The organism is Novosphingobium sp. APW14 (genome assembly GCF_032337075.1).
Classification (GTDB): Bacteria; Pseudomonadota; Alphaproteobacteria; order Sphingomonadales; family Sphingomonadaceae; genus Novosphingobium.
The window spans coordinates 26,924-48,116 of the sequence record NZ_JAVYAB010000001.1 but is presented as its reverse complement, the minus strand read 5'-3'; the positions used below and the strand labels follow the sequence as shown (position 1 = coordinate 48,116).

Below are 21,193 nucleotides of genomic sequence, written 5' to 3'. Positions count from 1 at the left end.
GCTGTCTATGCTGGCGGGGTTCCTGACAGGAGTTTGCCCGCTTGACCCGCCGTAATGCCCCCACCGGCGCCGCATTGGCGCTTTTGATTGCCGCTCCGGCGCTGGCCGGATCAGGCCATGCTCCCGCGTCTCACGCCGTCTCCGCACGTGTCCCTGCTTCCGCTCCACATAGCGGCGGCGCGCAGCATTGGGGCTATGCTGGCGAGACCGGGCCCGAACAGTGGGGTGAGCTGGCTGACGAATTCAAGACCTGCAAGGTCGGCCGCATGCAAAGCCCGATCGACCTGGGCGGTGCGGATATCGAAGGCCGGATCGAAGTGCGCGCCACCTATCGCCCGGGCCAGCTCAGCATCCTCAACAACGGCCATACCGTTCAGGTAAACTTCCCCGAAGGCTCAATCCTTTCCAGCGGAATTTCGCACTACAAGCTGGTTCAGGTACATTTCCATACGCCCTCCGAAGAGACGGTCTATGGCGTACCCTATCCCATGGTCGCGCACTTTGTGCACGCCGACCATTCAGGCAATCTGGCGGTGCTGGGCGTGCTGTTCGAAGAAGGCGCGCATAACCCGGAGCTCGACAAAGTGGTCAAGGCCGCCCCGCGCCAGCAGGCCGCCGCTCATGTGGTTGGCGGGGTTACGCTTGATCCGGCCAAGCTGCTGCCACCAAGTCTGGCCGTCTGGCGCTATGATGGTTCGCTGACGACCCCGCCGTGCAGCGAAGGCGTGCGATGGCATGTCGCGATCCAGCCAGTTCAGGCCAGCGCCGCCCAGATCGCCGCAATCCATGCCATCGTAGGCGACAATGCCCGCCCCACCCAGCCGCGCCACGGGCGCCTGCTGGTGGCGGGAACGAACTAGCCCGCCAGCACGGCCTTGGCCGCAGCAATCGCAGCGGCAGCCTTGTCCCCGTCCGGGCCACCGCCCTGGGCCATGTCCGGACGGCCACCGCCGCCCTTGCCGCCCAGTGCTTCGACACCCGCACGAACCAGGTCGACCGCGCTGACCTTGCCGGCCAGGTCTTCGGTCACGGCGGCCGCGATGCTGGCCTTGCCTTCGTTCACGGCAACGATCACCGCCACGCCTGAACCGAGCCGCGCCTTGGCCTGATCCAACAGGCCGCGCAGCTCCTTGGGATCGAGCCCATCGAGCACCTGGCCGGAGAACTTGACCCCGCCCACTTCCTCATCAGCGCTTTCCGCTTTGGCTCCGCCGCCGCCCAGCGCCAGCGCCTTCTTGGCTTCGGCCAGTTCGCGTTCAAGCTTGCGGCGTTCATCGAGCAGCGCGGTAACGCGGGCCTCAACGTCTTCCGGCGTGGTGCGCAGAACCGATGCGGCATTCTTCAGCGCGTCCTCACGGCTGGCGAGATAGCGGAACGCCCCCTCGCCCGTCATGGCTTCGATCCGGCGCACGCCCGAGCTGACCGCGCTTTCGCTGACGATCCGGAACAGGCCGATATCGCCGGTGGCGCGCACGTGGGTGCCGCCGCACAATTCGACCGAATAGGTCTTGTCGGTGGTGCGGCCCATCGAGAGGACGCGCACTTCCTCGCCATATTTCTCACCGAACAGCGCCATGGCCCCGGCGGCAATGGCATCATCCGGGCTCATCAGGCGGGTAACCACAGCCTCGTTGGCGCGGATTTCAGCGTTCACTTCGGCCTCGATCGCGGCAATGTCCTCAGCCGTCAGCGCGGTGGGATGCGAGAAGTCGAAACGCAGGCGGTCGGCAGCAACCAGCGAACCCTTCTGGGTGACATGGGCCCCAAGTCGGTTGCGCAGCGCGGCATGGGCCAAGTGCGTGGCCGAGTGGTTGGCGCGGATCGCATCGCGGCGCGCGACGTCGATATCGAGCTTGACCACGTCACCCACCTTGACCGTGCCGGCCTGGACCGTGCCGTTATGGGCATGGAGGCGGCCAAGCGGCTTCGCGGTATCGCTGATTGCGATGGCCAGGCCATCGGCCCCGGCAATCGTGCCGCTGTCGCCCGTCTGGCCGCCGCTTTCGCCGTAGAACGGGGTCTGGTTGACGATCACGGTCACGGCATCGCCAGCCTTGGCGCTGTCCACTTCCTTGCCGTCCTTGACCAGGGCGACGACCTGCGCCTCACCCGTGGTGGCAGTGTAGCCGGTGAACTCGGTCGCGCCGACGCGTTCGGCGATATCGAACCAGACCTCGGCATCAGCCGCCTGACCAGAGCCCTTCCAGGCGGCGCGGGCCGCAGCCTTCTGCTGGGCCATGGCGGTATCGAAACCGGCCCGGTCCACCCCGATCCCGCGGGCGCGCAGCGCGTCCTCGGTCAGGTCATAGGGGAAGCCATAGGTGTCATAGAGCTTGAATGCGGTCTCGCCCGGCAGCTCGCCACCCTGGCCCAGGCTGGCGGTGGCTTCGTCAAGCAGCTTGAGCCCGTTGGCCAGGGTGCGGCGGAATTGCACTTCCTCGCGCTGCAGGGTTTCCTCGATCAGCGGCTGGGCGCGGCCGAGCTCAGGATAGGCAGCGCCCATTTCCTGCACCAGCGAAGCGACCAGGCGGTGCATCAGGGGCTCCTTCGCGCCCAGCAGGTGGGCATGGCGCATGGCGCGGCGCATGATCCGGCGCAGCACATAGCCGCGGCCTTCGTTGCTGGGCAGGACGCCATCAGCCAGCAGGAAGCTGGTTGAGCGCAGGTGATCCGCGATCACACGGTGGCTGGCCTGCTGCTCGCCCTCAGCCTTCACGCCGGTCAGGCCTTCAGAGGCAGCGATCAGCGCCTTGAAGGTGTCGGTATCGTAGTTGTCGGTCACGCCCTGCATAACCGCAGCGATCCGTTCCAGCCCCATGCCGGTGTCGATGCTGGGCTTGGGCAGTTCGCTGACGATCTCATCCGCAGCCTGCTCATATTGCATGAACACCAGGTTCCAGACTTCGACGAAGCGGTCGCCGTCTTCGTCCGGGCTGCCCGGAGGGCCGCCGAAGATGTGGTCACCGTGATCGTAGAAGATTTCGCTGCACGGCCCGCACGGACCGTCCGAACCCATGGCCCAGAAATTGTCCTTGGTGGGGATGCGGATGATCCGCTCTTCCGGCAGGCCGGCGATCTTCTTCCACAGCGCGAACGCCTCGTCATCGGTGTGATAGACGGTGGCGGTCAGCCGGTTGGGGTTGATGCCCCATTCCTTGGTCAGCAGGGTCCAGGCGTGGATGATCGCCTGTTCCTTGAAATAGTCCCCGAAGCTGAAGTTCCCCAGCATTTCGAAGAAGGTGTGGTGGCGCGCGGTATAGCCGACATTATCGAGGTCGTTGTGCTTGCCCCCGGCGCGCACGCACTTCTGGCTGGAGGTGGCGCGCGGGGTCGCGCGGGTTTCCAGCCCGGTGAAGACGTTCTTGAACGGCACCATCCCGGCGTTGGTGAACATCAGGGTAGGATCGTTGTACGGAACCAGCGGAGCCGACTGCACCACCTCGTGCCCATTCGAGCCGAAGTATTCGAGGAAGGAGCGGCGGATGTCGTTCGTCGAGGTCATAGCGCCTCGCCCCTAGGACAGGCGCAGTTTTGCGGCAAGCGGGAAGGCACGATCACGGCAATCGATGGCGCTAATTCTTGCGTGCGCTGACGATCCAGGCTGCCGCGGCCATGGCGACCAGGTTGCCGCTGCGATGCCGCTCCAGCCATTCGCGGATTCGCGATTCGGCATCAGCCAGGGCCGCGCCTTCAAGACTGCGCAGATGCGGGGCAGCCGGACCGATCCGACGGAACAGGCTCAGGGCATCTTCCACCGGGTCTTCCCCGGTGCCGCAGACATAGGCAAAATCGACCGCTTCGAAGGCAATGCCCTGCCATCCGGCACTGCTCAGGATGCTTTCGACATGGGTGGTTTCGGCAAAGGCAAAAGGCCCGGGCGCGCGGGGATTGACCGAGGGCGGCAAGCCAAGCAATTCAGCTAGGCCGGCGGCCCAGGCATTCTCCCCGGCCGTGCGGAAGCAGCTGAACACCAAGCGCCCGCCTTCGGCCGCTGCAGCGCGAATATTCGCAAACGCGGCAACCGGATCGGCAAAGAACATGACCCCGTGGCGCGAGACGACCAGGTCCGCGGCAAATCCGGGATCGCGCCAGGCTGCGGCATCGGCCTCGATAAAGCTGGCATTGGCCAGATCCGCGGCCCGCCCCTTGGCCACTTCAACCAGATCTTGGGAGATATCGACACCCAACACTGCCGCGCCGGGATTTTGCCGGGCCAGAGCCAGTGACAGCTCCCCCGCCCCGCAACCGATATCAAGCACCGCCTTGCCAACCAGCGGCACAGTGCGATCCAAAAGGACCTGCGTCAGCCCCGCGAACGAGCGGTCAGTCAGCGCATAGTTCTGCGCCCAGCTGCGCCCGACCTGCGCGCGCCAATCCATCTCGGTGGTCATGATGAAAGGCTATGCCGGAGCGAACCTTTGCACAACAGCTATCGCAGGTTGCGCGATGCCGTGGCCGCAATCTCGCGCACCAGCTTGGCAGCAAGGATGGCCGTGCGATCATTCGCATCAAAGCGCGGGTTTAGCTCAACCACATCGGCCCCGACGATCTGCCCGGTTTGCGCGTGCAGCACGGACAGGACCTCGCGGACGCGCAGGCCGCCAGGCTCTGGGTGCGAGACACCAGGTGCTTCGGAGGGATCGAGCCCATCGAGATCGAGCGAGATGTACAGGGGGCCATCCAGCACCGGGACCATGCCCGGGGTGAAATCGGCGATGGGCACGATCTCCACCCCGAACCGGGCCGCCTGTTCGCGGCAATGGCGGTTAAGCGTGCGAATCCCGACCTGGACCAGCCGGCGGCACAACCCAGCTTCAAGAATGCGGGCAAAGGGCGAGGCATGGCTGCGCGGGTTGCCTTCAAAGTCATCGTACAGGTCCGGGTGCGCATCGAAATGGAGGATGTTCACCGGCCCGTGTTTCGCGGCGATCGCCTGGACAATCGGGAACGACACGGCATGATCACCGCCCAGCAAGATCGGCATTGCACCGGCTGAGAGACTTTCAGTCACGCCATTGCGAATGATCGCGTCATCATCAGGCGTTTCGGTGAGCGGCAAGTCGCCGCGGTCCTCCAGCAGGAAGTCATGGCCGATTTCCTGCCCATCCTCTGCCGCCAGGTTGCCGCGATCGCTCCACAGCGCTGCGCGGATCGCCGCCGGCGCTGCCGCCGGGCCGCGGGCGAAGGAGGAATTGCAGTCCGTTGGCAAGCCGATGAGATGGAAGGTCGGTGTGATCATGGTGCCTGTGCTCGTGAATCCTGGGGCGGTTTAACCCCGTGGCGGCACGCATGACGTCATGGCGCGCGCAAATGCAACCGTCGCGATGCCCCCAAACGAAAAGACCGGCGCGGAGCCTGGTAAGGCATACCGCGCCGGTCCTGTTTCGTGGAGGGCATCCTGGGTTTTGGGGGACGAGGATGCCCTCCCCTGGGGAGATTACACGTCGTCGTCCCCGTCGGGACCCGTCATCATCTCCCCGGCAAGACCTTCGGTTTGGCCGCGGATCGCAGCCTCCAGCCGGTCGCAGAGCTCGGGATTGTCCTTGAGGTATTGCTTGGCATTCTCGCGCCCCTGGCCGATCCGGATCGAATCGTAGGAGAACCAGGCGCCCGACTTTTCGACGATGCCGGCCTTCACGCCAAGGTCGAGAATTTCGCCAATCTTCGAAATGCCTTCGCCATACATGATGTCGAATTCGACCTGCTTGAACGGCGGAGCAACCTTGTTCTTGACCACCTTTACGCGGGTCGAGTTGCCGACGATATCGTCGCGATCCTTGATCTGGCCGGTGCGGCGAATGTCGAGCCGGACCGAGGCATAGAACTTCAGCGCGTTACCGCCGGTGGTGGTTTCCGGATTGCCGTACATCACGCCGATCTTCATGCGCAGCTGGTTGATGAAGATCACCATGCAGCGCGAGCGGCTGATCGAACCGGTCAGCTTGCGCAAGGACTGGCTCATCAGGCGAGCCTGGAGGCCGACGTGGCTATCGCCCATCTCGCCTTCGATTTCCGCCCGCGGTACCAGCGCAGCGACCGAGTCCACCACCAGTACGTCGATCGCGTTGGAGCGGACCAGCGTGTCGGTGATTTCGAGCGCCTGCTCACCCGTATCGGGCTGCGAGACGATCAGTTCGTCGATGTTGACGCCCAGCTTCTTGGCATAGACCGGATCGAGCGCATGCTCGGCGTCGATGAAAGCAGCCGTGCCGCCGCTCTTCTGCGCTTCGGCGATGACGTGCAGCGCCAGCGTGGTCTTGCCCGAGCTTTCCGGACCATAAACTTCAATCACGCGGCCGCGCGGCAGACCGCCGATGCCAAGCGCGATATCGAGGCCGAGCGAACCGGTGGAGATCGCTTCAACCTCCATCGTTTCCTTCGAGCCGAGCTTCATCGCGCTGCCCTTGCCAAACGCGCGATCAATCTGGGCCAGCGCCGCTTCCAGCGCCTTTTGACGGTCCATGGTGTCCTTGCCTTCCTGTATCAGCTTGAGTTGTGCACCCATTGTTCGTCCCCTTGCCTAACCAGCCGACCGAGGAGGTCAACTGCGACTCGATGTACCCGATCTGTTCCATGAGAACAAGAGGGGAACTGGAACAAATTTAGAACGCTCTAAATATATAGAAATTTTACGCTTTTTGGTAAATTGTTTTCCTAAAGCTGCGCTGCGGCCAGCACCGCCCCAACCTTGTCCGTCACTTGCTGCACGGTAAAGGGCTTGGGCAGGAAATGAACATCGGCGATGTTGATTTCCTTGCGCAGCTGCTCCTCGGCATAGCCAGACATGAACAGCACGGGCAGCGCCGGGTGGCGGGCGCGAATCTCGCGAATCATGGCCGGCCCGTCCATCCCGGGCATGACCACATCGGACAGGACCAGATCGAATTCGGCACCCTGCTCGACATAGGCGAGGCCTTCGTCGCCATCGGCTGCCGCGGTGACTGTGTAGCCCGCGCGGGTCAGTGCGCGTTCGGCCACTGCACGAACCATGTCCTCATCTTCAACCAGCAGCACTCGTCCGCCACCGGCCCATTGCGCGGTTGGCTCGGCACGAACGGTTTTGATAGCAAGCTCATCGGACGAGGCATGGTGTACCGGAAGGTAGACCGTGAACCTGGTGCCCTTGCCCACTTCGCTGTCGGCAAAGATAAAGCCGCCCGATTGCTTGACGATACCATAAACGGTGGAGAGGCCGAGACCCGTTCCTTTGCCCTGCTCCTTGGTCGTGAAGAACGGTTCAAAGATCTTGCCAAGGTAATCGGGCGAAATCCCGGTCCCGGTGTCTTCCACTACCAGCGCGGTATAATCGACCTGCGGCATGATCGCGTTCCGCATGGCTCGGACATCAGCCGCGCTAACGCCGCGAGTGGCAAGACTGATCCGCCCCCCGCCAATCTCACCCTTCGAGAGAATCGCGTCGCGGGCATTGACCACAAGATTGACGATTACCTGCTCAAGCTGGCTAGGATCGGCCCGCACGGCACCCAGATCGCGATCATGGGTGACTGTTAGCTTCACCTTCTCGCCAATCAGCCGTTTCAGCAGGGTCGAAACGTCCTGCACCACATCGGGAAGCTGCAGCACTTCCGGGCGCAAGGTCTGTTGACGGCTAAACGCGAGGAGTTGGCGAGTCAGGCTGGCTGCTCGGTTGGAGTTGGCGCGGATCTGCTGGATATCGTCATAATCGCTGTCGCCGGGGGTATGGCGCAGCAACATCAGGTCACAAGTACCAAGGATCGCAGTCAGCACGTTGTTGAAATCGTGCGCCACGCCGCCAGCAAGCTGCCCTACGGCCTGCATCTTCGTGGCCTGAGCGACCTGCCGCTTAAGCCGGGCCTCTTCCGTGCTGTCGGAAATGCTGAGCAGGACCGCGGCCTCGCCCAGGCCACGCACACCGGCGAAACTAAGCGTCACCGGATCTTCCGGTTGCGTGCGAAGTCGTATTGCCAGGTCACCCGCAGCCGAGGGTCCCTGCGCAAAACGCCGGATCGCATCGGAAATGGCGCCCTTGTCTTCCTGAACCACCAGGTCTGTTGGATAGGTCGGTGGTGCGTCGCCTTCGCGCCCCGCGGCGCGCATGAAGGCCGGGTTAGCGAAGAGCAGGCGCCCATCGCGGTCAGCCATAGCCAGCCCAAGCGGCAGATTACCAAGCAAAGCCTCAAGATGTGGCACAGCCGCCGAGCCTTCAACTGCACTGCCAGCGATGCCCACCCCGGCTTCGATCAGCAGCATCAAGGATGGGGTCGTGGCATAGTCGACCGGACCTGGCGCATCGGGATCGCGCACGGGCAGGTAATACATCGTCAAAGGATTTCCGCGCCGCCCTTCGCGCGCCCAACTGACCTGATCGCGATCGTCCTGGCGTAGAAACGACGTAAAATCCTGCCCGGTCAAAAGAGCTGCCGGATCGCCCGTCGCGCGGGCGGCAAAGCCCGGGCTGGCGGCACGGATCTTGCCATCAGGATCAACGATCGCGGCGGCCATGCCCGCCGTGGCCAGCGCCCGACCCAGCTTGCCATCAAGGTGCGGGACCAGTTCGGCGACCGGATCAGCGCTGGACAGCGCGCTGATGGTCCAGACCAGGTAATCGTCGCCCCGGCCGGCACGTTGGGCGGAGGCAGTCCAGCGCCCGGCTTCATTCTCGATCACGTCGGCCTTGCCCAAGCCATCGCGCCAGCCAGAACGGCCAGCCTTGGCCAGCCGTTCAAGCGAGGGATTGTCCATCGGCAGCCGCGGCGGCGCATGGTTGGTCGTGAACCAGTCTTCAAAGGTGCGGTTGGCGCAGACCAGGCGCCCGGCCCGGTCGGTTATCGCGATGGCGCAGTCTGGCCGGTCAATCGCGGCAATCGTGACCGACCAGTCCGGCAAGGCATATTCAGCCTCTTGCAAAACGGGCTTGGGACGAGCGAGCAACCAGGCAAGCGCACCCAGGGATGCCAGACCGCCAGCAAAGGCCGCCACAACCAGCGTTTCGCGCGTGGCGAGCCAGACCAGCCCCAGGCTGACCAAAAAGGCCGCGCCCAGTACCAGCCGCTCCCCCCCACTCGTCGTAATGCGGGAGCCGGGCGCGCTCACGACTGGACTGGTTCCTGCCGCTCGCGCCGGGCAATCAGCCGCTCTTGCGCCGCGCGGCGCTTACGCCGCACCCAGCTGTTCCAGGTGAAGGCCGAAACAAGATAGCCGATGGCAGCCGTCACCGTCGAAATGATGAACAGGCCCAGCAGCGCGGCCGGAGCCGCGTCAGAAAGCAGCCAGCGGGTCCATTCGCCAAGGCCTGCCCCGCGCTCATAAAGGCCGTAAAAGGTCTGGGGATCGGCGTGGAAGCCCAGCTGGTTGCCCAGCCAGATCGACCCGGCCAGGATCAGTGGCGTGGTCGCCGGGTTGGACAGGAAGGTCATCAGCGCCGCCAACGGGATATTGCCCCGACTGGGCACGCACATCAGCGCCGCACCGATGATCTGGATCCCGGGAATCAGCGCAAAAATTCCGACCAGCAGGCCAACAGCGACGCCGCGCGGCACCGACCGGCGGGTAAAACGCCACAGTTCGGGCCGACGCGCAAAGGGGCCAATCCAGCGGCTATGCTCAAGCTCCTCGCGCCGGGGCATATTGGCGCGGGCCCAGCGGGTAATGCGGGATGACAGGTCGGTCATTTGTGTTCCCGCATAATGCGCGCCTGGTCGCGCTTCCAGTCACGTTCCTTGATCGTGGCACGTTTGTCAGCCGCATTCTTGCCCTTGGCCAGGGCCAGTTCCACCTTGGCCCGGCCGCGGCCGTTGAAATAGATCGACAGCGGCACCAGCGTCATGCCCTTGCGCTCAACCGCTCCGGTAAAGCGGGCGATTTCCCGCTCGTGCAGCAGCAGCTTGCGCGGACGCTTGGGCACATGGTTGTGCCGGTTGCCGTGGCTGAATTCGGGCACATTGGAATTGATCAGCCAGACCTCGCCATTTTTGACCTCGGCATAGGCTTCCGCGATCGAACCCTCCCCGAACCGCAGGCTTTTCACTTCGGTTCCCGTCAGGGCGATCCCCGCCTCAACCGTATCATCGATATGATAATCGAACCGCGCCCGCCGGTTTTCGGCGACCACCTTTTTCTTGTCGAATGCTGCGTGGGTTGGACGGGCCATTATCCCGGCCATGTAGGCCCGCTTGGCACAAAAAGAAACCGGGGGTCCTTACTAAATTCACGCCCGGCTGGTGCAGCGGTTGCTAGATGACCCCGGCGTGCTTCAGCGCGGCATCGACTGCCCGGCGCGCATCGTCGCTGCACGGGACCAGCGGCAGGCGCACTTCATCATTGAGCCAGTCGCAAACCCGGCTCAGGGCGTACTTGACCGGGCCGGGCGAGGCATCGGTAAACAGGGCCTGATGCAGCGGGAACAGCCGTTCGTTCAGCTGGTGCGCCTTGGCCACATCACCCGCCCGGCTGGCGGCCTGGAATTCGGCGCAGAGCCGCGGGGCAACGTTGGCGGTGACCGAGATGCAGCCGGCCCCGCCGCCGGCATTGTATTGCAGCGCCATGTCATCGTTGCCGCACAGCTGAACAAAGCCTTCGCCCAGCGCCAGCCGGTGGGCGGTCAGCCGGGTCATGTCCCCGCTCGCGTCCTTGATGCCGATGATCCGTTCCGGAAACCGGCGGGCCAGTTCGGCCACGGTTTCGGGCTTGATGTCGGTCACGGTCCGGCCTGGCACGTTGTAAAGCACGATCGGCAGATCGACCTTTTCGGCCAGGTAGCTGAAATGGGCCAGCAGACCTGCCTGGCTGGGGCGGTTATAGTATGGCGCGACCATCAGTGCAGCATCGGCACCCAGCGCCTTGGCTTCCTGCATGTGCCACAGCGCCGTCTGGGTATCGTTGCTGCCGCAGCCGGCTATCACTGGCACCCGGCCGGCCGCCGCCTCAACCGTCACGGCAAAGAGCCGGTGCTGCTCATCGTTGCTGAGCGTGGGTGCCTCACCGGTTGTCCCGCAGGGTACGAGAGCGGCGGAACCTTCGGTAATTTGCCAGTCCACCAGCCGGCGGAATGCCCCTTCATCCACCGAACCTGTGGTGAACGGGGTAATCAGAGCCGGAATTGAGCCGGAGAACATGGACTTCACCCTTCTTCTTGGCCCATAGGACCCACGGTTGCCAAAGCCCCGGCAACCGCCTTGTTCAGCCCCTGATAAGGAGCCTTTGCCAAGAATGTCCAGCATGGTCCGCACGACATTTGCTTTGCTGCTGGCAAGCGTGGCAATGACTCCGTCGATCGCATCAGCACAGGATGCTGCCGACTGGGACCGTTCCCGCGCGACCCATGCGGCACAACCAGCCAGCCCGATGGCCCAGGCCGTGGCGCGCTGGAAACTGCTGACCGGTTCAGACCGGTTCCTGTTCGATGACTATGCCAGCTTCCTGCTGAGCTATCCGGGCTTTCCAGAAGAAACCAAGCTGCGCAGCTATGCTGAACGCGCGCTGGAGCGGGAGAGCGCCCCCGCCGCGCGCATCGCCGCGTTCTTTGATCGCTATCCGGCCATTACCAATTCAGCCCGCGCCCGCCAGGCGCTGGCGCTGTTCGAACTTGGCCGTCCCGAAGCGGTCGAACTGGGCCGGGCTGTCTGGCGCGCTGGCCCGATGAACGACCTAAGCGAGGCCGCGCTATCGGCACGCCTTGCCAAGGTTCTTACCCCTGCGGATCACGATGCCCGGATGGACGCGCTGTTGTGGAACAACAGTTCAACGCAGGCTACGCGGCAGCTGTTGCTGGTTTCGGCCCAATCACGGCCGAGCTTTCTGGCCCGGCTCGGATTGGTCAACGGCCAGGATCCGGCAGCCCAGGGGATCGATCCGGGACCAAGCGTACTGCGCGATGCGGGATACCTCTATAACCGCGTCCGCATGCTGCGGACTGCGGGTAAGACCAGTCTTGCCGCAGCCGTACTCGCCACACGCCCCCCGTTGGCGGCACCACCGCGCGATGCCCGTCGGTGGATTGGTGAACTTCTCTCGGTTGCGCGCAATAGTGATGCTGCCAACGCCGTGCGGATTGCTGCCGCGATTGATGAAACTTTCCCGGCCGGCACTGACGTAAGCTTGCAGTCGTTCCAGATCCGCGACGATTACACCTCGCTGATGTGGCTGGGCGGCACCCGGGCGCTCAATGAATTGCGCGATCCGTCTCGCGCCGCACCGCTATTCTATCGCTATGGAGCTGCAGCGCGCAGTCCTCAGACCCGGTCGAAGGGCTATTACTGGGCGGGCCGGGCAATGGCCCAGGCCGGCAAGATGGCCGAGGCCAATCGCTATTTCGAAATGGCCGCGATCTATCCTGAGCAGTACTATGGCCAGCTCTCGCTAGAACGGCTTGGCCGCCCACTTCCTGCATTCAACCAGCAACCGCGCGCCGTTCCTACCGCCGCAGAGCGCACCGCGTTCAATTCCCGGCCGCTGACCATGGCAGTGCGCGAAGTTGCCCGCGCCAGCGATTGGCCAACCGGCGTGCGGTTCTTCCGCGAGATCAGCGAGCAGGCAATCACTGAAACCGATCACGTTCTGGTGGCAGACCTTGCCCGCGAGCTGGGACGACGCGATCTAGCCGTCATCCTGGCCCAGGCTGCCCACACCGACGGGTTCGGCGAGTTTCACAAGACCGGTTATCCCCTAATCCCGGTCGTTGCCGGATCGAACTGGACCATGGTCCACGCCATTACCCGGCAGGAAAGCCAGTTTGCGATGAACGCGATGAGCCATGTTGGCGCACGCGGGCTTATGCAGCTGATGCCGGGAACCGCGCGAGAGCAGGCAGCCAAGGTTGGCCTGGAATACAATCCTGATGCCCTGATCAAGGACGCCGCCTATAACATCACCCTTGGTGACGCCTATTTCCGGCGGATGCTGGAATATTACAATGGCAGCTATCCGCTGGCCGTGGCCGCCTACAATGCCGGACCGGGTAATGTGAACAAGATGCTGCGCGCCAATGGCGACCCCCGCAACGGCACGATTGACTGGGTCGAATGGGTCGAACGTATCCCGTTCAGCGAAACCCGCAGCTATGTGCAGCACGTGCTGGAAAACGCCGTGGTCTATGAAGCGATGAACCCGGACAAGGCGCGGATGGGCGGACCCAACCCGCTCAGCCGGTTCCTTGGCAAGCGCACCCCGGGTTGATCCCGTGAAGCCGGATGGACCACCCATTACCCCGGCAGGGATGGCCGCGCTTCGCGCACGCTATGATCATCTGCTGGGCACCGAACGTCCGCAGATTGTCGAGATTGTCAGCTGGGCTGCCGGCAATGGCGACCGCAGCGAGAATGGCGACTACCTTTATGGCCGCAAGCGGATGCGCGAAATTGACCGCGAACTGGCCCACCTCGCCCGGCGCATGAAATTCTGCCGGGTGGTCGATCCGGCGCGGCAGGAAGACCGCAGCCGTGTCTGGTTCGGCGCGAAAGTCACCATCGCTGACGAAGACGATAACCAGCGCACTGTCACCTTGGTGGGCGATGACGAGCAGGATGCCGGCAAAAGCCTGATCGGCTGGTCGGCCCCCATGGCCCGCGCCCTGCGCGGGGCGGCAGTGGGCGATCTGCGCCGGGTGCACCTGCCCGGGGGCGAGAAGGAATGGGAAGTCTTGGCGATAGCCTATCCGGCAGCCTCGGCGCCTTGAAAATCGCCTGCCCAGTCCCCATCTACCAAGGATCGCGAGCAGACCGCAGGTAAGCGCTCGCGGCTGAGAGACCTCCAGCGCTCCCGCTTACGAAGTGAGGAGCGATCATGGATCTCAACGCCCAGTATACCCGCCACCAACGCGCCGTGATGCGCGCAACCGCAACAAGCTGCGCCGCGCAGCGCCACAACCTGTTGGCGAAAGCCGCAAGGATTGCCGGCTCGATCGCCACCTACCAAAACCGCCTGGGTGCTCCGGCCGCTGCCGGCTGGAGTGCGGCACTATGAGCCGAGCCATGAACCTGTCGCTGACTGAAGCCGAAGTGCAGAGCATATGCGATGCAGCGAAGATCCGGATCAGCGCAATTGAACCGCTGCCGATTGCCGGGACCCATGTTGTCTGCCGGACCTCTGAAGGTGCCGAGGAACTCCGCAAAAAGCTGAGCAAGCACTTGATTGAGGGAAAGGTGAAGCGCTTCGCCTTCTATCGCGTATCCAGCAGCTGGTAGCCTGACCGCTTTTCCCCGCGCGCAGTTTCTGCGATGGGTAAGCCATGGCTGAAGTGATTAACCTGCGACTGGCCCGCAAGGCCCGCGCCCGCACCGAAGCGGCGGCGCTTGCCGCCGAAAACCGCGTACGCCATGGGCAAAGTACCAGCGAGCGCCGCCAGCGACAGGCTGAAGACCTGCGCGCTGCGCACAACCTTGCTGGTCACTTGCGGGACAAACCCTGATGCGCACGACCTATGACAGCGCAACTGTGCGGCTTTATCACCTTGACGGTGCGAGCGAAGGGGGGGCTGCCACCACCCTGATATATGCCTCGCTGGCCGAAGCATTGCAGCTTGCCGCGCAGCAACCGGCCGAAGTGCAAGACAGCCTTTTTATCGCCACGGACAATGACGTGGTGGGCTATCTCGATCTGATCGGGGAAAGCTGACCCTAATGCTTCGCCGTTGCCTGATATTCGCCGCGCTTTTCGCCAGCCCTGCCATGGCGCGAGAATCCCTGGGCCTATTCGGAACCTGGGGCGCCTTCAGTGATCCGAAGGCGTCCGGCGGTCCGCGATGCTATGCGATTGCCATGGCCGCCCCCTCGACGCTCAAGCGGGATTACCAGCCTTATGCCACGGTCGGCACATGGCCGCGCCAGCAGCTACGCGGACAAGTTCACTTCCGGCTTTCCCGCCCAGTGATGGCAGGCGCGCCGATTACTCTGTTTCTGGGCGGGCAGCGCTACAAGCTGGTGGGCGGCGGTGGCGATGCGTGGGCGGCCGACCGGCGATTGGACGCAGCTATTGTTGCCGCCATGCGGTCTGCAGGTGAAATGACCGTGAGCGCCCGCGGCGCCGACGGCCGCGGTTTCAGCAACACCTGGTCGCTGGACGGAGCAGCCACGGCTATGGACGCAGCTGCAGTCGGCTGCGCCCGTTTGCGCTAGCGGGTTACGCGGGATCGGATTGCACCTCCGCAAGCCAGCTATCGGCTTTGCGCTTTCGGGCCGCCTTCCCTATATCGCGCGCCATGCAGATTCCCGGCCTTATCGATCCCGTCCCCGTCGCGCGCGACATAACCCCGCGTGAGGATGGCCGCGTCGACCTGATCGGCCTGCCGAAAAAGCGGATCGCCGAACTGTTCGAAACCGCCGGGCTCGATGCCAAGGCGGCCAAACTGCGCGCCAAGCAGGTGTTCCACTGGCTCTACCATCGCGGGGTAACCGATTTCGAGGCGATGACCGATATCGCCAAGACCATGCGCCCCTGGCTGGCGGAACGCTTTGTTATCGGCCGCCCGGAAATCGTGCTGAGCCAGCATTCCAGCGACGGCACCCGCAAGTGGCTGCTCAAGACGGCTGATGACCATGAATTCGAAATGGTCTTCATCCCCGATGCCGATCGCGGAACGCTGTGCGTTTCCAGCCAGGTCGGCTGCACGCTGAATTGCCGGTTCTGTCATACCGGGACGATGCGGCTGGTCCGCAACCTGACCCCGGGCGAGATTGTCGGCCAGGTCATGCTCGCCCGCGATGCGCTGGGCGAATGGCCCAAGGCGGGCCAGGCCGACCTTTCCGCCCTGGGCGATGACCTGGTCGATGAAGACGGCGGCTATTCCTCAGACGGTCGCCTGCTGACCAACATCGTGATGATGGGCATGGGCGAGCCGCTTTATAACTTCGATAACGTCCGCGATGCGCTGAAGCTGGTGATGGATGGTGATGGGCTCGCCCTGTCGAAGCGCCGGATCACCCTTTCGACCAGCGGCGTCGTGCCGATGATGGCGAAATGCGGTGAGGAGATCGGCGTCAATCTTGCCGTTTCGCTCCACGCGGTGACCAAGGACATCCGCGACGAGATCGTGCCGATCAACCGCAAGTACGGACTGGAAGAGCTGTTGCAGGCCTGCGCAGACTATCCCGGTGCCAGCAACGCCCGCCGCATCACGTTTGAATATGTGATGCTGAAGGACAAGAACGACACCGACGAGCACGCGCGCGAGCTGGTCCGGCTGATCAAGCAGTACAAGCTGCCGGCCAAGGTCAACCTGATCCCGTTCAACCCCTGGCCGGGCGCGATTTATGAATGCTCGACGCCCGAACGTATTCGGCGTTTTTCGGAAATCGTGTTTGAGGCCGGCATCAGCGCCCCGGTGCGGACGCCGCGCGGGCGCGACATTGACGCGGCTTGCGGCCAGCTCAAGACCACAGCCCAGAAGCTCAGCCGCGCCGAGCTGGACCGGCTGGCCGAAGAAAAGCAGGCCGCGCTGGGCTAAATTTCCCGGCTGGCCGCACGTTTAACACGGCTCACCAACCTCCGAAATCTGCGGTTCAGGTTCCTGGGCAGAGGCTCTCTCCATCAGTTTCGCAAGAACAGGAGATCGCCGATGTTTCGCAGGATACTGATCGCCGCCACGCTGGCGAGCGCCGCCCTGCCCTCTGCCCAGGCATTTGCCGATCCGCCGCGCTGGGCCCCAGCCCATGGCTATCGCGCCAAGCATGGCCACATCGCCTATCGCCAGACCGACAACGGCATCCGTTACTGGCAGGGTGAAGACGGACGCTATTACTGCCGCCGCGGCGACGGCACGGTCGGCCTGCTGGCCGGTGCTGCGGTTGGTGCCCTGCTTGGCAGGGCGATCGATACCCGCGGTGAACGCACCACCGGCATGATCCTTGGCGCGGCTGCCGGCGCCTTTATCGGCAATGAGCTTGCCCGCGGCCCTACCCGGTGCCGCTAAGCTGAACTAACCCTTTGCCAGAGCGGCCGGGTGTGCATAGGGGAACCGCTATGCCCCCGGCCGTTCTCATAACTGGCGCTGGCAAGCGCATCGGTGCCGTGCTGGCGCGAAGCTTTGCCGCTGCGGGCTGGCACGTGGTGATCCACGCCCACCACTCACCCGAAGCCGCCCATGCCCTTGCTGCAGAACTTCCCTCTGCCGAGGTGGTGCAATGCGATTTGCTGGACGGCGATGCTGCCTTGGCCATGGTTGCCGATGTCGCGGCGCGACTGGAAGACTGGCGGGTGCTGGTCAACTGCGCGGCCGTGTTCCGCTATGACGATGCCGCCGCAATCGATCATGCCGTTTTTGCTGAGGCGATAGCGGTCAACGCCGAAACCCCAACGCGCATGGCACAGGCCTTCCTGGCTCAGTCGCAGGCGAAAGGCGGCAAGCGGGTGATCCAGTTCCTTGACCAGAAACTGCTCAACCCCAATCCCGATTTCTTCAGTTATACGATGGCCAAGCAAGCTTTTGCCGCCAGCGTGACCATGCTGGCCATGGCTCAGGCCAATCCCGCCAACCGCGTCTATGGGCTGGCCCCCGGTGCGATGATGCCCAGCTTTGACCAGCGCGAGGACGAGCACGAAGCCAGCGGCCGGATGAACCTGCTTGAACGCCTGACCGATCCGCAGGAACTGGCCGATGCCGCGCTTTTCCTTGCCGATGGCTGGGCCACCAGCGGGCAGACACTCTATATCGATTCCGGACAGCACCTGCTCGCCCAGCCGCGGGACGTGCTGTTCATGGCCAGAGGACTTTGATGCTCGAAGCTTTCTTCGCTTCCACTGCCGTGGTGGCACTTGCCGAAATTGGCGACAAGACCATGCTGCTGGCGATCGTGCTGGCCGCGCGCCTACGTGCTCCGTGGTCGATTCTGGCGGGCATCCTGGTGGCAACCATGGCCAACCATGCGCTTGCAGCCCTGGTTGGCAGCCAGGTCGCCGGGCTGCTGGACGCCCCGTGGTTCCGCAGTGCCGTGGCGCTGGGCTTTATCGCCATGGCCGCCTGGACCCTGGTGCCCGACAAGCTGGATGATGATGAGGATAGCGTGCGCGCCCGCGGCGGCGCATTCCTGACCACGTTGGTCTCATTCTTCCTGGTCGAAATGGGCGACAAGACGCAGGTCGCAACGATTGCCCTGGGGGCGCAATACCATTCTGTTCTGGTTGTTGCCGCCGGGACCACACTGGGGATGATGCTGGCCAATGGCCCGGCGGTGTTCCTGGGTGAAAAGCTGGTCGCGAAGGTTTCGCTCAACCTCACCCGCACCATCGCCGCACTGCTGTTCCTGGTTCTGGGCTTGTGGCAGCTAGCCGAAGTTTTGGGTTGGCTGGGCGCATAAGTGGTTGCACTAGTTTGCAGGAGGGATAGTCTCCTGCAGCATGTGGCTACTCGACAAGATGCTCCGATCGCTGGTCCGGCAGGGTCAGCTGCGTGTCGTTGATCACGATGGCACCGAACATCGCTATGGCGACCTCTCGGCCGATCCCCTAACCATCCGCCTGACCGACAAAGGCGCGGCGCTGCACATCGCCCGCGATCCGCGGCTTGGCACCGGTGAAGCCTATACCGACGGACGGCTGGTGATTGAGCCGCCACATGACATTCGCGACATGGTGCTCCTGGTCATGGGCAATGCGGCCCGTTCCAGTGGGGCGCTGAACCCTCCCAGCCCGGCAAAGAAACTGCTCGATCGGCTTGGCTCGCGGCTCGACCAGATCAATTACCGCAGCCGCGCCAGCAAAAACGTGGTCCACCACTATGGCCTGACGCGCGAGTTCTATGAGCTGTTCCTCGATGAGGACCGGATGTACTCGATGGCCTATTTCACCGACCCGGCCAATTCGCTGGAGCAGGCCCAGGTTGACAAGAAGGCCCTGATCGCAGCCAAGCTGCACCTGCCGCGCGATGCCCGGCACCTGCGGGTGCTGGATATCGGCTGCGGTTGGGGCGGGTTCGCCCTGTTCCTCAACAAGCATTACGGCTGCGATGTGCTGGGTGTCAGCCTTGCGCCCGATCAGGTCAAGTTCGCCAATGAACGCGCCGAGGCAGCAGGCGTGGCGGACAAGGTGAAGTTCGAACTGATCGACTATCGCGATGTCACCGGACGGTTTGACCGGATCAGCTCGATCGGGATGATCGAACACCTCGGTAAGCCGCATTATGAGGAATACTACGCCAAGACCTTTGGCCTGCTGGCCGACGATGGCGTGATGCTGACCCACACGATCGGCAAGCCCGGCATGTCGGGATCAACCGATGCCTGGGTGCGCAAGTACATTTTCCCCGGCCACTACCTGCCCTGCGTCAGCGATCTGGCCCTGGCCCACGAGCAAACCGGCTGGAAGATCGCGGACATTGAGGAACTGCGCCAGCACTACGCCTGGACCCTGGCCGAATGGTACCGCCGAGCCATGCTGCACCGCGAGCAGATTGTGAAAATGTTCGACGAGCGCTTCTTCCGGATGTGGCAGTTCTACCTTGTCGGTGCCGAACAGGGTTTCCGCAACGGAACCATGGTCAATTTCCACGTCCAGGCTACCAAACGCGCCGGCGTGCTACCCGTGACGCGGGATTACATCACGGCAGAAGCGGCCCGACTATCTGCAGCGGAAGGCACGCCCGTCTGGCACCTTGAGCGCGAGGCTGCCGAGTAGCGGTTGCGCCCCGCCCCCCCACCTGCTAGCCGCGCCCCCGCAATTTCAGCGGGAGTCTCAGCCAATGTCGGACATCAAGCGCGTCGTCCTCGCCTATTCGGGGGGTCTCGATACCTCGGTGATCCTCAAGTGGCTGCAAGTCACCTATAACTGCGAGGTCGTCACCTTCACCGCCGATCTTGGCCAGGGCGAAGAGCTGGAACCGGCCCGCGCCAAGGCCAAGCTGATGGGCGTGCCCGATCACCACATCTACATCGACGACCTGCGCGAGGAGTTCGTCCGCGATTTCGTCTTCCCGATGATGCGCGCCAATGCCCGCTATGAAGGCGATTACCTGCTCGGCACCTCGATCGCGCGGCCGTTGATTTCCAAGCGGCTGGTCGAAATCGCGCATGAGACCGGCGCCGATGCCGTGGCCCACGGCGCCACGGGCAAGGGCAATGACCAGGTTCGCTTCGAACTTTCCGCCTATGCACTCGATCCCTCGATCAAGGTGATCGCCCCCTGGCGCGAATGGGACCTGACCAGCCGCACCGCGCTGATCGCCTGGGCTGAAAAGCACCAGATTCCGGTCCCCAAGGATAAGCGCGGCGAAAGCCCGTTCTCGACCGACGCCAACCTGCTGCACACCTCGTCCGAGGGCAAGGTGCTGGAAAATCCGTGGGAAGAGACCCCGGACTATGTCTATTCGCGCACGGTCAACCCGGAAGATGCGCCTGACCAGCCGGAATACATTACCATCGACTTTGAAAAGGGCGATGGCGTGGCGCTGAACGGCCAGGCGATGAGCCCGGCCACGCTGCTTGCCGCGCTCAACGATCTGGGCCGCAAGCATGGGATTGGCCGGCTCGACCTGGTTGAAAACCGCTTCGTCGGCATGAAGAGCCGCGGAATGTATGAAACCCCGGGCGGCGAGATCTATGCCCGTGCGCACCGCGGCATCGAATCGATCACGCTTGATCGCGGCGCAGCCCATCTCAAGGATGAGCTGATGCCCAAGTACGCGGAGCTGATCTATAACGGCTTCTGGTTCGCGCCCGAGCGCGAGATGCTGCAGGCTGCGATCGATCACAGCCAGGCCAAGGTTTCGGGCACGGTCCGGCTGAAGCTCTACAAGGGCAATGCCAGCGTGGTCGGCCGCAAGAGCCCCAACTCGCTCTACAGCGAACGCCACGTGACCTTTGAGGACGATGCCGGCGCTTATGACCAGAAGGACGCGGCGGGCTTTATCAAGCTCAACGCGCTCCGTCTGCGCCTCTTGGCGCAGAGAGATCGATAACGTCTGCGCCTGCTGGCCCAGCGCGACCGCTAAAAAATTGCGCCGCAGAAGGCGCCACGCGATTCTGTCCACCGCAGGCACCTGGTTATCCACCGCCAAACATGGCGTCTGTGGATAAGTCCGCATTTTTCCGCTTGTGCGACTCAGGATTGAGGCGCAGCCTTCAGGTGTCGGAAGGTTAAACCGAACCTGAACTTTCGGTGGGAAACCACTGAAAGGAAAGGGGAAAACGCAGCCTTCAGATGCTGGCAGCGATGCCCGCAGCAGTGTCGGAAAACACGCGGGAAAAGCTCTTCGGAGCGGCTCACGCGAACCGCAGATGCAGCGAGC

22 protein-coding genes are annotated in these 21,193 nt (G+C 63.5%); 14 read left to right on the top strand and 8 right to left on the bottom strand.

Annotated features, from left to right (window positions below):
- Positions 1–41: 41 nt before the first annotated feature.
- The gene (locus RQP55_RS00225; RefSeq protein ID WP_315608171.1) at positions 42–860 is read left to right on the top strand and encodes a carbonic anhydrase; all 819 of its coding nucleotides are present in this window, start codon (positions 42–44) and stop codon (positions 858–860) included.
- On the opposite strand, the gene alaS is transcribed toward RQP55_RS00225, so the two are convergent.
- The 8 genes from alaS to dapA form a co-directional block, all read right to left on the bottom strand.
- Positions 857–3,502: an alanine--tRNA ligase gene (alaS, locus tag RQP55_RS00220; protein WP_315608170.1), complete on the bottom strand. Its 2,646-nt coding sequence runs from the start codon at positions 3,500–3,502 to the stop codon at positions 857–859. The genes RQP55_RS00225 and alaS overlap by 4 nt on opposite strands.
- A 70-nt stretch (positions 3,503–3,572) precedes the next feature.
- A complete protein-coding gene (locus RQP55_RS00215; protein WP_315608169.1) occupies positions 3,573–4,391 on the bottom strand; it encodes a class I SAM-dependent methyltransferase in 819 nt (272 codons plus the stop codon).
- 38 nt (positions 4,392–4,429) lie between these two features.
- On the bottom strand, positions 4,430–5,239 hold the full coding sequence (locus tag RQP55_RS00210; protein WP_315608168.1) for an arginase family protein: 810 nt from the start codon (positions 5,237–5,239) through the stop codon (positions 4,430–4,432).
- A 198-nt stretch (positions 5,240–5,437) separates the two neighbouring features.
- A complete protein-coding gene (gene recA / locus RQP55_RS00205; RefSeq protein WP_315608167.1) occupies positions 5,438–6,505 on the bottom strand; it encodes a recombinase RecA in 1,068 nt (355 codons plus the stop codon).
- Positions 6,506–6,654: 149 nt separating this feature from the next.
- Entirely contained in the window at positions 6,655–9,075 is a 2,421-nt protein-coding gene (locus RQP55_RS00200) for a response regulator (protein ID WP_315608166.1), read from the bottom strand.
- Positions 9,072–9,653: a DUF2062 domain-containing protein gene (locus tag RQP55_RS00195; RefSeq protein ID WP_410000247.1), complete on the bottom strand. Its 582-nt coding sequence runs from the start codon at positions 9,651–9,653 to the stop codon at positions 9,072–9,074. Before RQP55_RS00195 ends, RQP55_RS00200 begins: the two co-directional genes overlap by 4 nt.
- Positions 9,650–10,132, bottom strand: a complete 483-nt coding sequence (gene smpB / locus RQP55_RS00190) for an SsrA-binding protein SmpB (protein WP_315608165.1) — start codon at positions 10,130–10,132, stop codon at positions 9,650–9,652. Before smpB ends, RQP55_RS00195 begins: the two co-directional genes overlap by 4 nt.
- A gap of 82 nt (positions 10,133–10,214) precedes the next feature.
- Positions 10,215–11,096: a 4-hydroxy-tetrahydrodipicolinate synthase gene (dapA, locus tag RQP55_RS00185; protein ID WP_315608612.1), complete on the bottom strand. Its 882-nt coding sequence runs from the start codon at positions 11,094–11,096 to the stop codon at positions 10,215–10,217.
- 94 nt (positions 11,097–11,190) lie between these two features.
- On the opposite strand from dapA, the gene RQP55_RS00180 reads away from it, so the two are divergent.
- From RQP55_RS00180 to RQP55_RS00120, 13 genes are all read left to right on the top strand, one after another.
- On the top strand, positions 11,191–13,155 hold the full coding sequence (locus RQP55_RS00180) for a lytic transglycosylase domain-containing protein (protein WP_315608164.1): 1,965 nt from the start codon (positions 11,191–11,193) through the stop codon (positions 13,153–13,155).
- Positions 13,156–13,159: 4 nt separating this feature from the next.
- Positions 13,160–13,654: a GreA/GreB family elongation factor gene (locus tag RQP55_RS00175; protein WP_315608611.1), complete on the top strand. Its 495-nt coding sequence runs from the start codon at positions 13,160–13,162 to the stop codon at positions 13,652–13,654.
- A gap of 107 nt (positions 13,655–13,761) precedes the next feature.
- Positions 13,762–13,941 (top strand): hypothetical protein, encoded by a 180-nt coding sequence (locus RQP55_RS00170; RefSeq protein WP_315608163.1) that lies wholly within the window; start codon positions 13,762–13,764, stop codon positions 13,939–13,941.
- Positions 13,938–14,162 (top strand): hypothetical protein, encoded by a 225-nt coding sequence (locus RQP55_RS00165; protein WP_315608162.1) that lies wholly within the window; start codon positions 13,938–13,940, stop codon positions 14,160–14,162. Before RQP55_RS00170 ends, RQP55_RS00165 begins: the two co-directional genes overlap by 4 nt.
- 44 nt (positions 14,163–14,206) lie before the next feature.
- Positions 14,207–14,386, top strand: a complete 180-nt coding sequence (locus RQP55_RS00160; RefSeq protein WP_315608161.1) for a DUF4169 family protein — start codon at positions 14,207–14,209, stop codon at positions 14,384–14,386.
- Positions 14,386–14,592: a hypothetical protein gene (locus tag RQP55_RS00155; RefSeq protein ID WP_315608160.1), complete on the top strand. Its 207-nt coding sequence runs from the start codon at positions 14,386–14,388 to the stop codon at positions 14,590–14,592. Before RQP55_RS00160 ends, RQP55_RS00155 begins: the two co-directional genes overlap by 1 nt.
- A 143-nt stretch (positions 14,593–14,735) precedes the next feature.
- The gene (locus tag RQP55_RS00150; protein WP_315608159.1) at positions 14,736–15,092 is read left to right on the top strand and encodes a hypothetical protein; all 357 of its coding nucleotides are present in this window, start codon (positions 14,736–14,738) and stop codon (positions 15,090–15,092) included.
- Positions 15,093–15,175: 83 nt separating this feature from the next.
- Positions 15,176–16,420, top strand: coding sequence for a 23S rRNA (adenine(2503)-C(2))-methyltransferase RlmN (rlmN, locus tag RQP55_RS00145; protein ID WP_315608158.1), 1,245 nt, complete (start codon positions 15,176–15,178; stop codon positions 16,418–16,420).
- 111 nt (positions 16,421–16,531) lie between these two features.
- Complete coding sequence (locus RQP55_RS00140) at positions 16,532–16,885, top strand: glycine zipper 2TM domain-containing protein (protein ID WP_315608157.1); 354 nt, start codon at positions 16,532–16,534, stop codon at positions 16,883–16,885.
- Positions 16,886–16,935: 50 nt separating this feature from the next.
- The gene (locus RQP55_RS00135) at positions 16,936–17,688 is read left to right on the top strand and encodes an SDR family oxidoreductase (protein WP_315608156.1); all 753 of its coding nucleotides are present in this window, start codon (positions 16,936–16,938) and stop codon (positions 17,686–17,688) included.
- A complete protein-coding gene (locus RQP55_RS00130; RefSeq protein WP_315608155.1) occupies positions 17,688–18,269 on the top strand; it encodes a TMEM165/GDT1 family protein in 582 nt (193 codons plus the stop codon). Before RQP55_RS00135 ends, RQP55_RS00130 begins: the two co-directional genes overlap by 1 nt.
- A 40-nt stretch (positions 18,270–18,309) precedes the next feature.
- Positions 18,310–19,584, top strand: coding sequence for a cyclopropane-fatty-acyl-phospholipid synthase family protein (locus RQP55_RS00125; RefSeq protein WP_315608154.1), 1,275 nt, complete (start codon positions 18,310–18,312; stop codon positions 19,582–19,584).
- Positions 19,585–19,648: 64 nt separating this feature from the next.
- A complete protein-coding gene (locus RQP55_RS00120; RefSeq protein ID WP_315608153.1) occupies positions 19,649–20,863 on the top strand; it encodes an argininosuccinate synthase in 1,215 nt (404 codons plus the stop codon).
- Positions 20,864–21,193 lie beyond the last annotated feature (330 nt).

Coding starts and splice junctions, on each gene's coding strand:
- recA (WP_315608167.1), bottom strand. CDS start 6,505: ATGGGTGCACAACTCAAGCTGATACAGGAAGGCAAGGACACCATGGAC.
- RQP55_RS00165 (WP_315608162.1), top strand. CDS start 13,938: ATGAGCCGAGCCATGAACCTGTCGCTGACTGAAGCCGAAGTGCAGAGC.
- RQP55_RS00135 (WP_315608156.1), top strand. CDS start 16,936: ATGCCCCCGGCCGTTCTCATAACTGGCGCTGGCAAGCGCATCGGTGCC.
- RQP55_RS00210 (WP_315608168.1), bottom strand. CDS start 5,239: ATGATCACACCGACCTTCCATCTCATCGGCTTGCCAACGGACTGCAAT.
- RQP55_RS00150 (WP_315608159.1), top strand. CDS start 14,736: ATGGCCGCCCCCTCGACGCTCAAGCGGGATTACCAGCCTTATGCCACG.
- dapA (WP_315608612.1), bottom strand. CDS start 11,096: ATGTTCTCCGGCTCAATTCCGGCTCTGATTACCCCGTTCACCACAGGT.
- RQP55_RS00120 (WP_315608153.1), top strand. CDS start 19,649: ATGTCGGACATCAAGCGCGTCGTCCTCGCCTATTCGGGGGGTCTCGAT.
- alaS (WP_315608170.1), bottom strand. CDS start 3,502: ATGACCTCGACGAACGACATCCGCCGCTCCTTCCTCGAATACTTCGGC.
- RQP55_RS00140 (WP_315608157.1), top strand. CDS start 16,532: ATGTTTCGCAGGATACTGATCGCCGCCACGCTGGCGAGCGCCGCCCTG.
- RQP55_RS00215 (WP_315608169.1), bottom strand. CDS start 4,391: ATGACCACCGAGATGGATTGGCGCGCGCAGGTCGGGCGCAGCTGGGCG.
- smpB (WP_315608165.1), bottom strand. CDS start 10,132: ATGGCCCGTCCAACCCACGCAGCATTCGACAAGAAAAAGGTGGTCGCC.
- RQP55_RS00130 (WP_315608155.1), top strand. CDS start 17,688: ATGCTCGAAGCTTTCTTCGCTTCCACTGCCGTGGTGGCACTTGCCGAA.
- RQP55_RS00155 (WP_315608160.1), top strand. CDS start 14,386: ATGCGCACGACCTATGACAGCGCAACTGTGCGGCTTTATCACCTTGAC.
- RQP55_RS00170 (WP_315608163.1), top strand. CDS start 13,762: ATGGATCTCAACGCCCAGTATACCCGCCACCAACGCGCCGTGATGCGC.
- RQP55_RS00160 (WP_315608161.1), top strand. CDS start 14,207: ATGGCTGAAGTGATTAACCTGCGACTGGCCCGCAAGGCCCGCGCCCGC.
- RQP55_RS00195 (WP_410000247.1), bottom strand. CDS start 9,653: ATGACCGACCTGTCATCCCGCATTACCCGCTGGGCCCGCGCCAATATG.
- rlmN (WP_315608158.1), top strand. CDS start 15,176: ATGCAGATTCCCGGCCTTATCGATCCCGTCCCCGTCGCGCGCGACATA.
- RQP55_RS00180 (WP_315608164.1), top strand. CDS start 11,191: ATGTCCAGCATGGTCCGCACGACATTTGCTTTGCTGCTGGCAAGCGTG.
- RQP55_RS00125 (WP_315608154.1), top strand. CDS start 18,310: ATGTGGCTACTCGACAAGATGCTCCGATCGCTGGTCCGGCAGGGTCAG.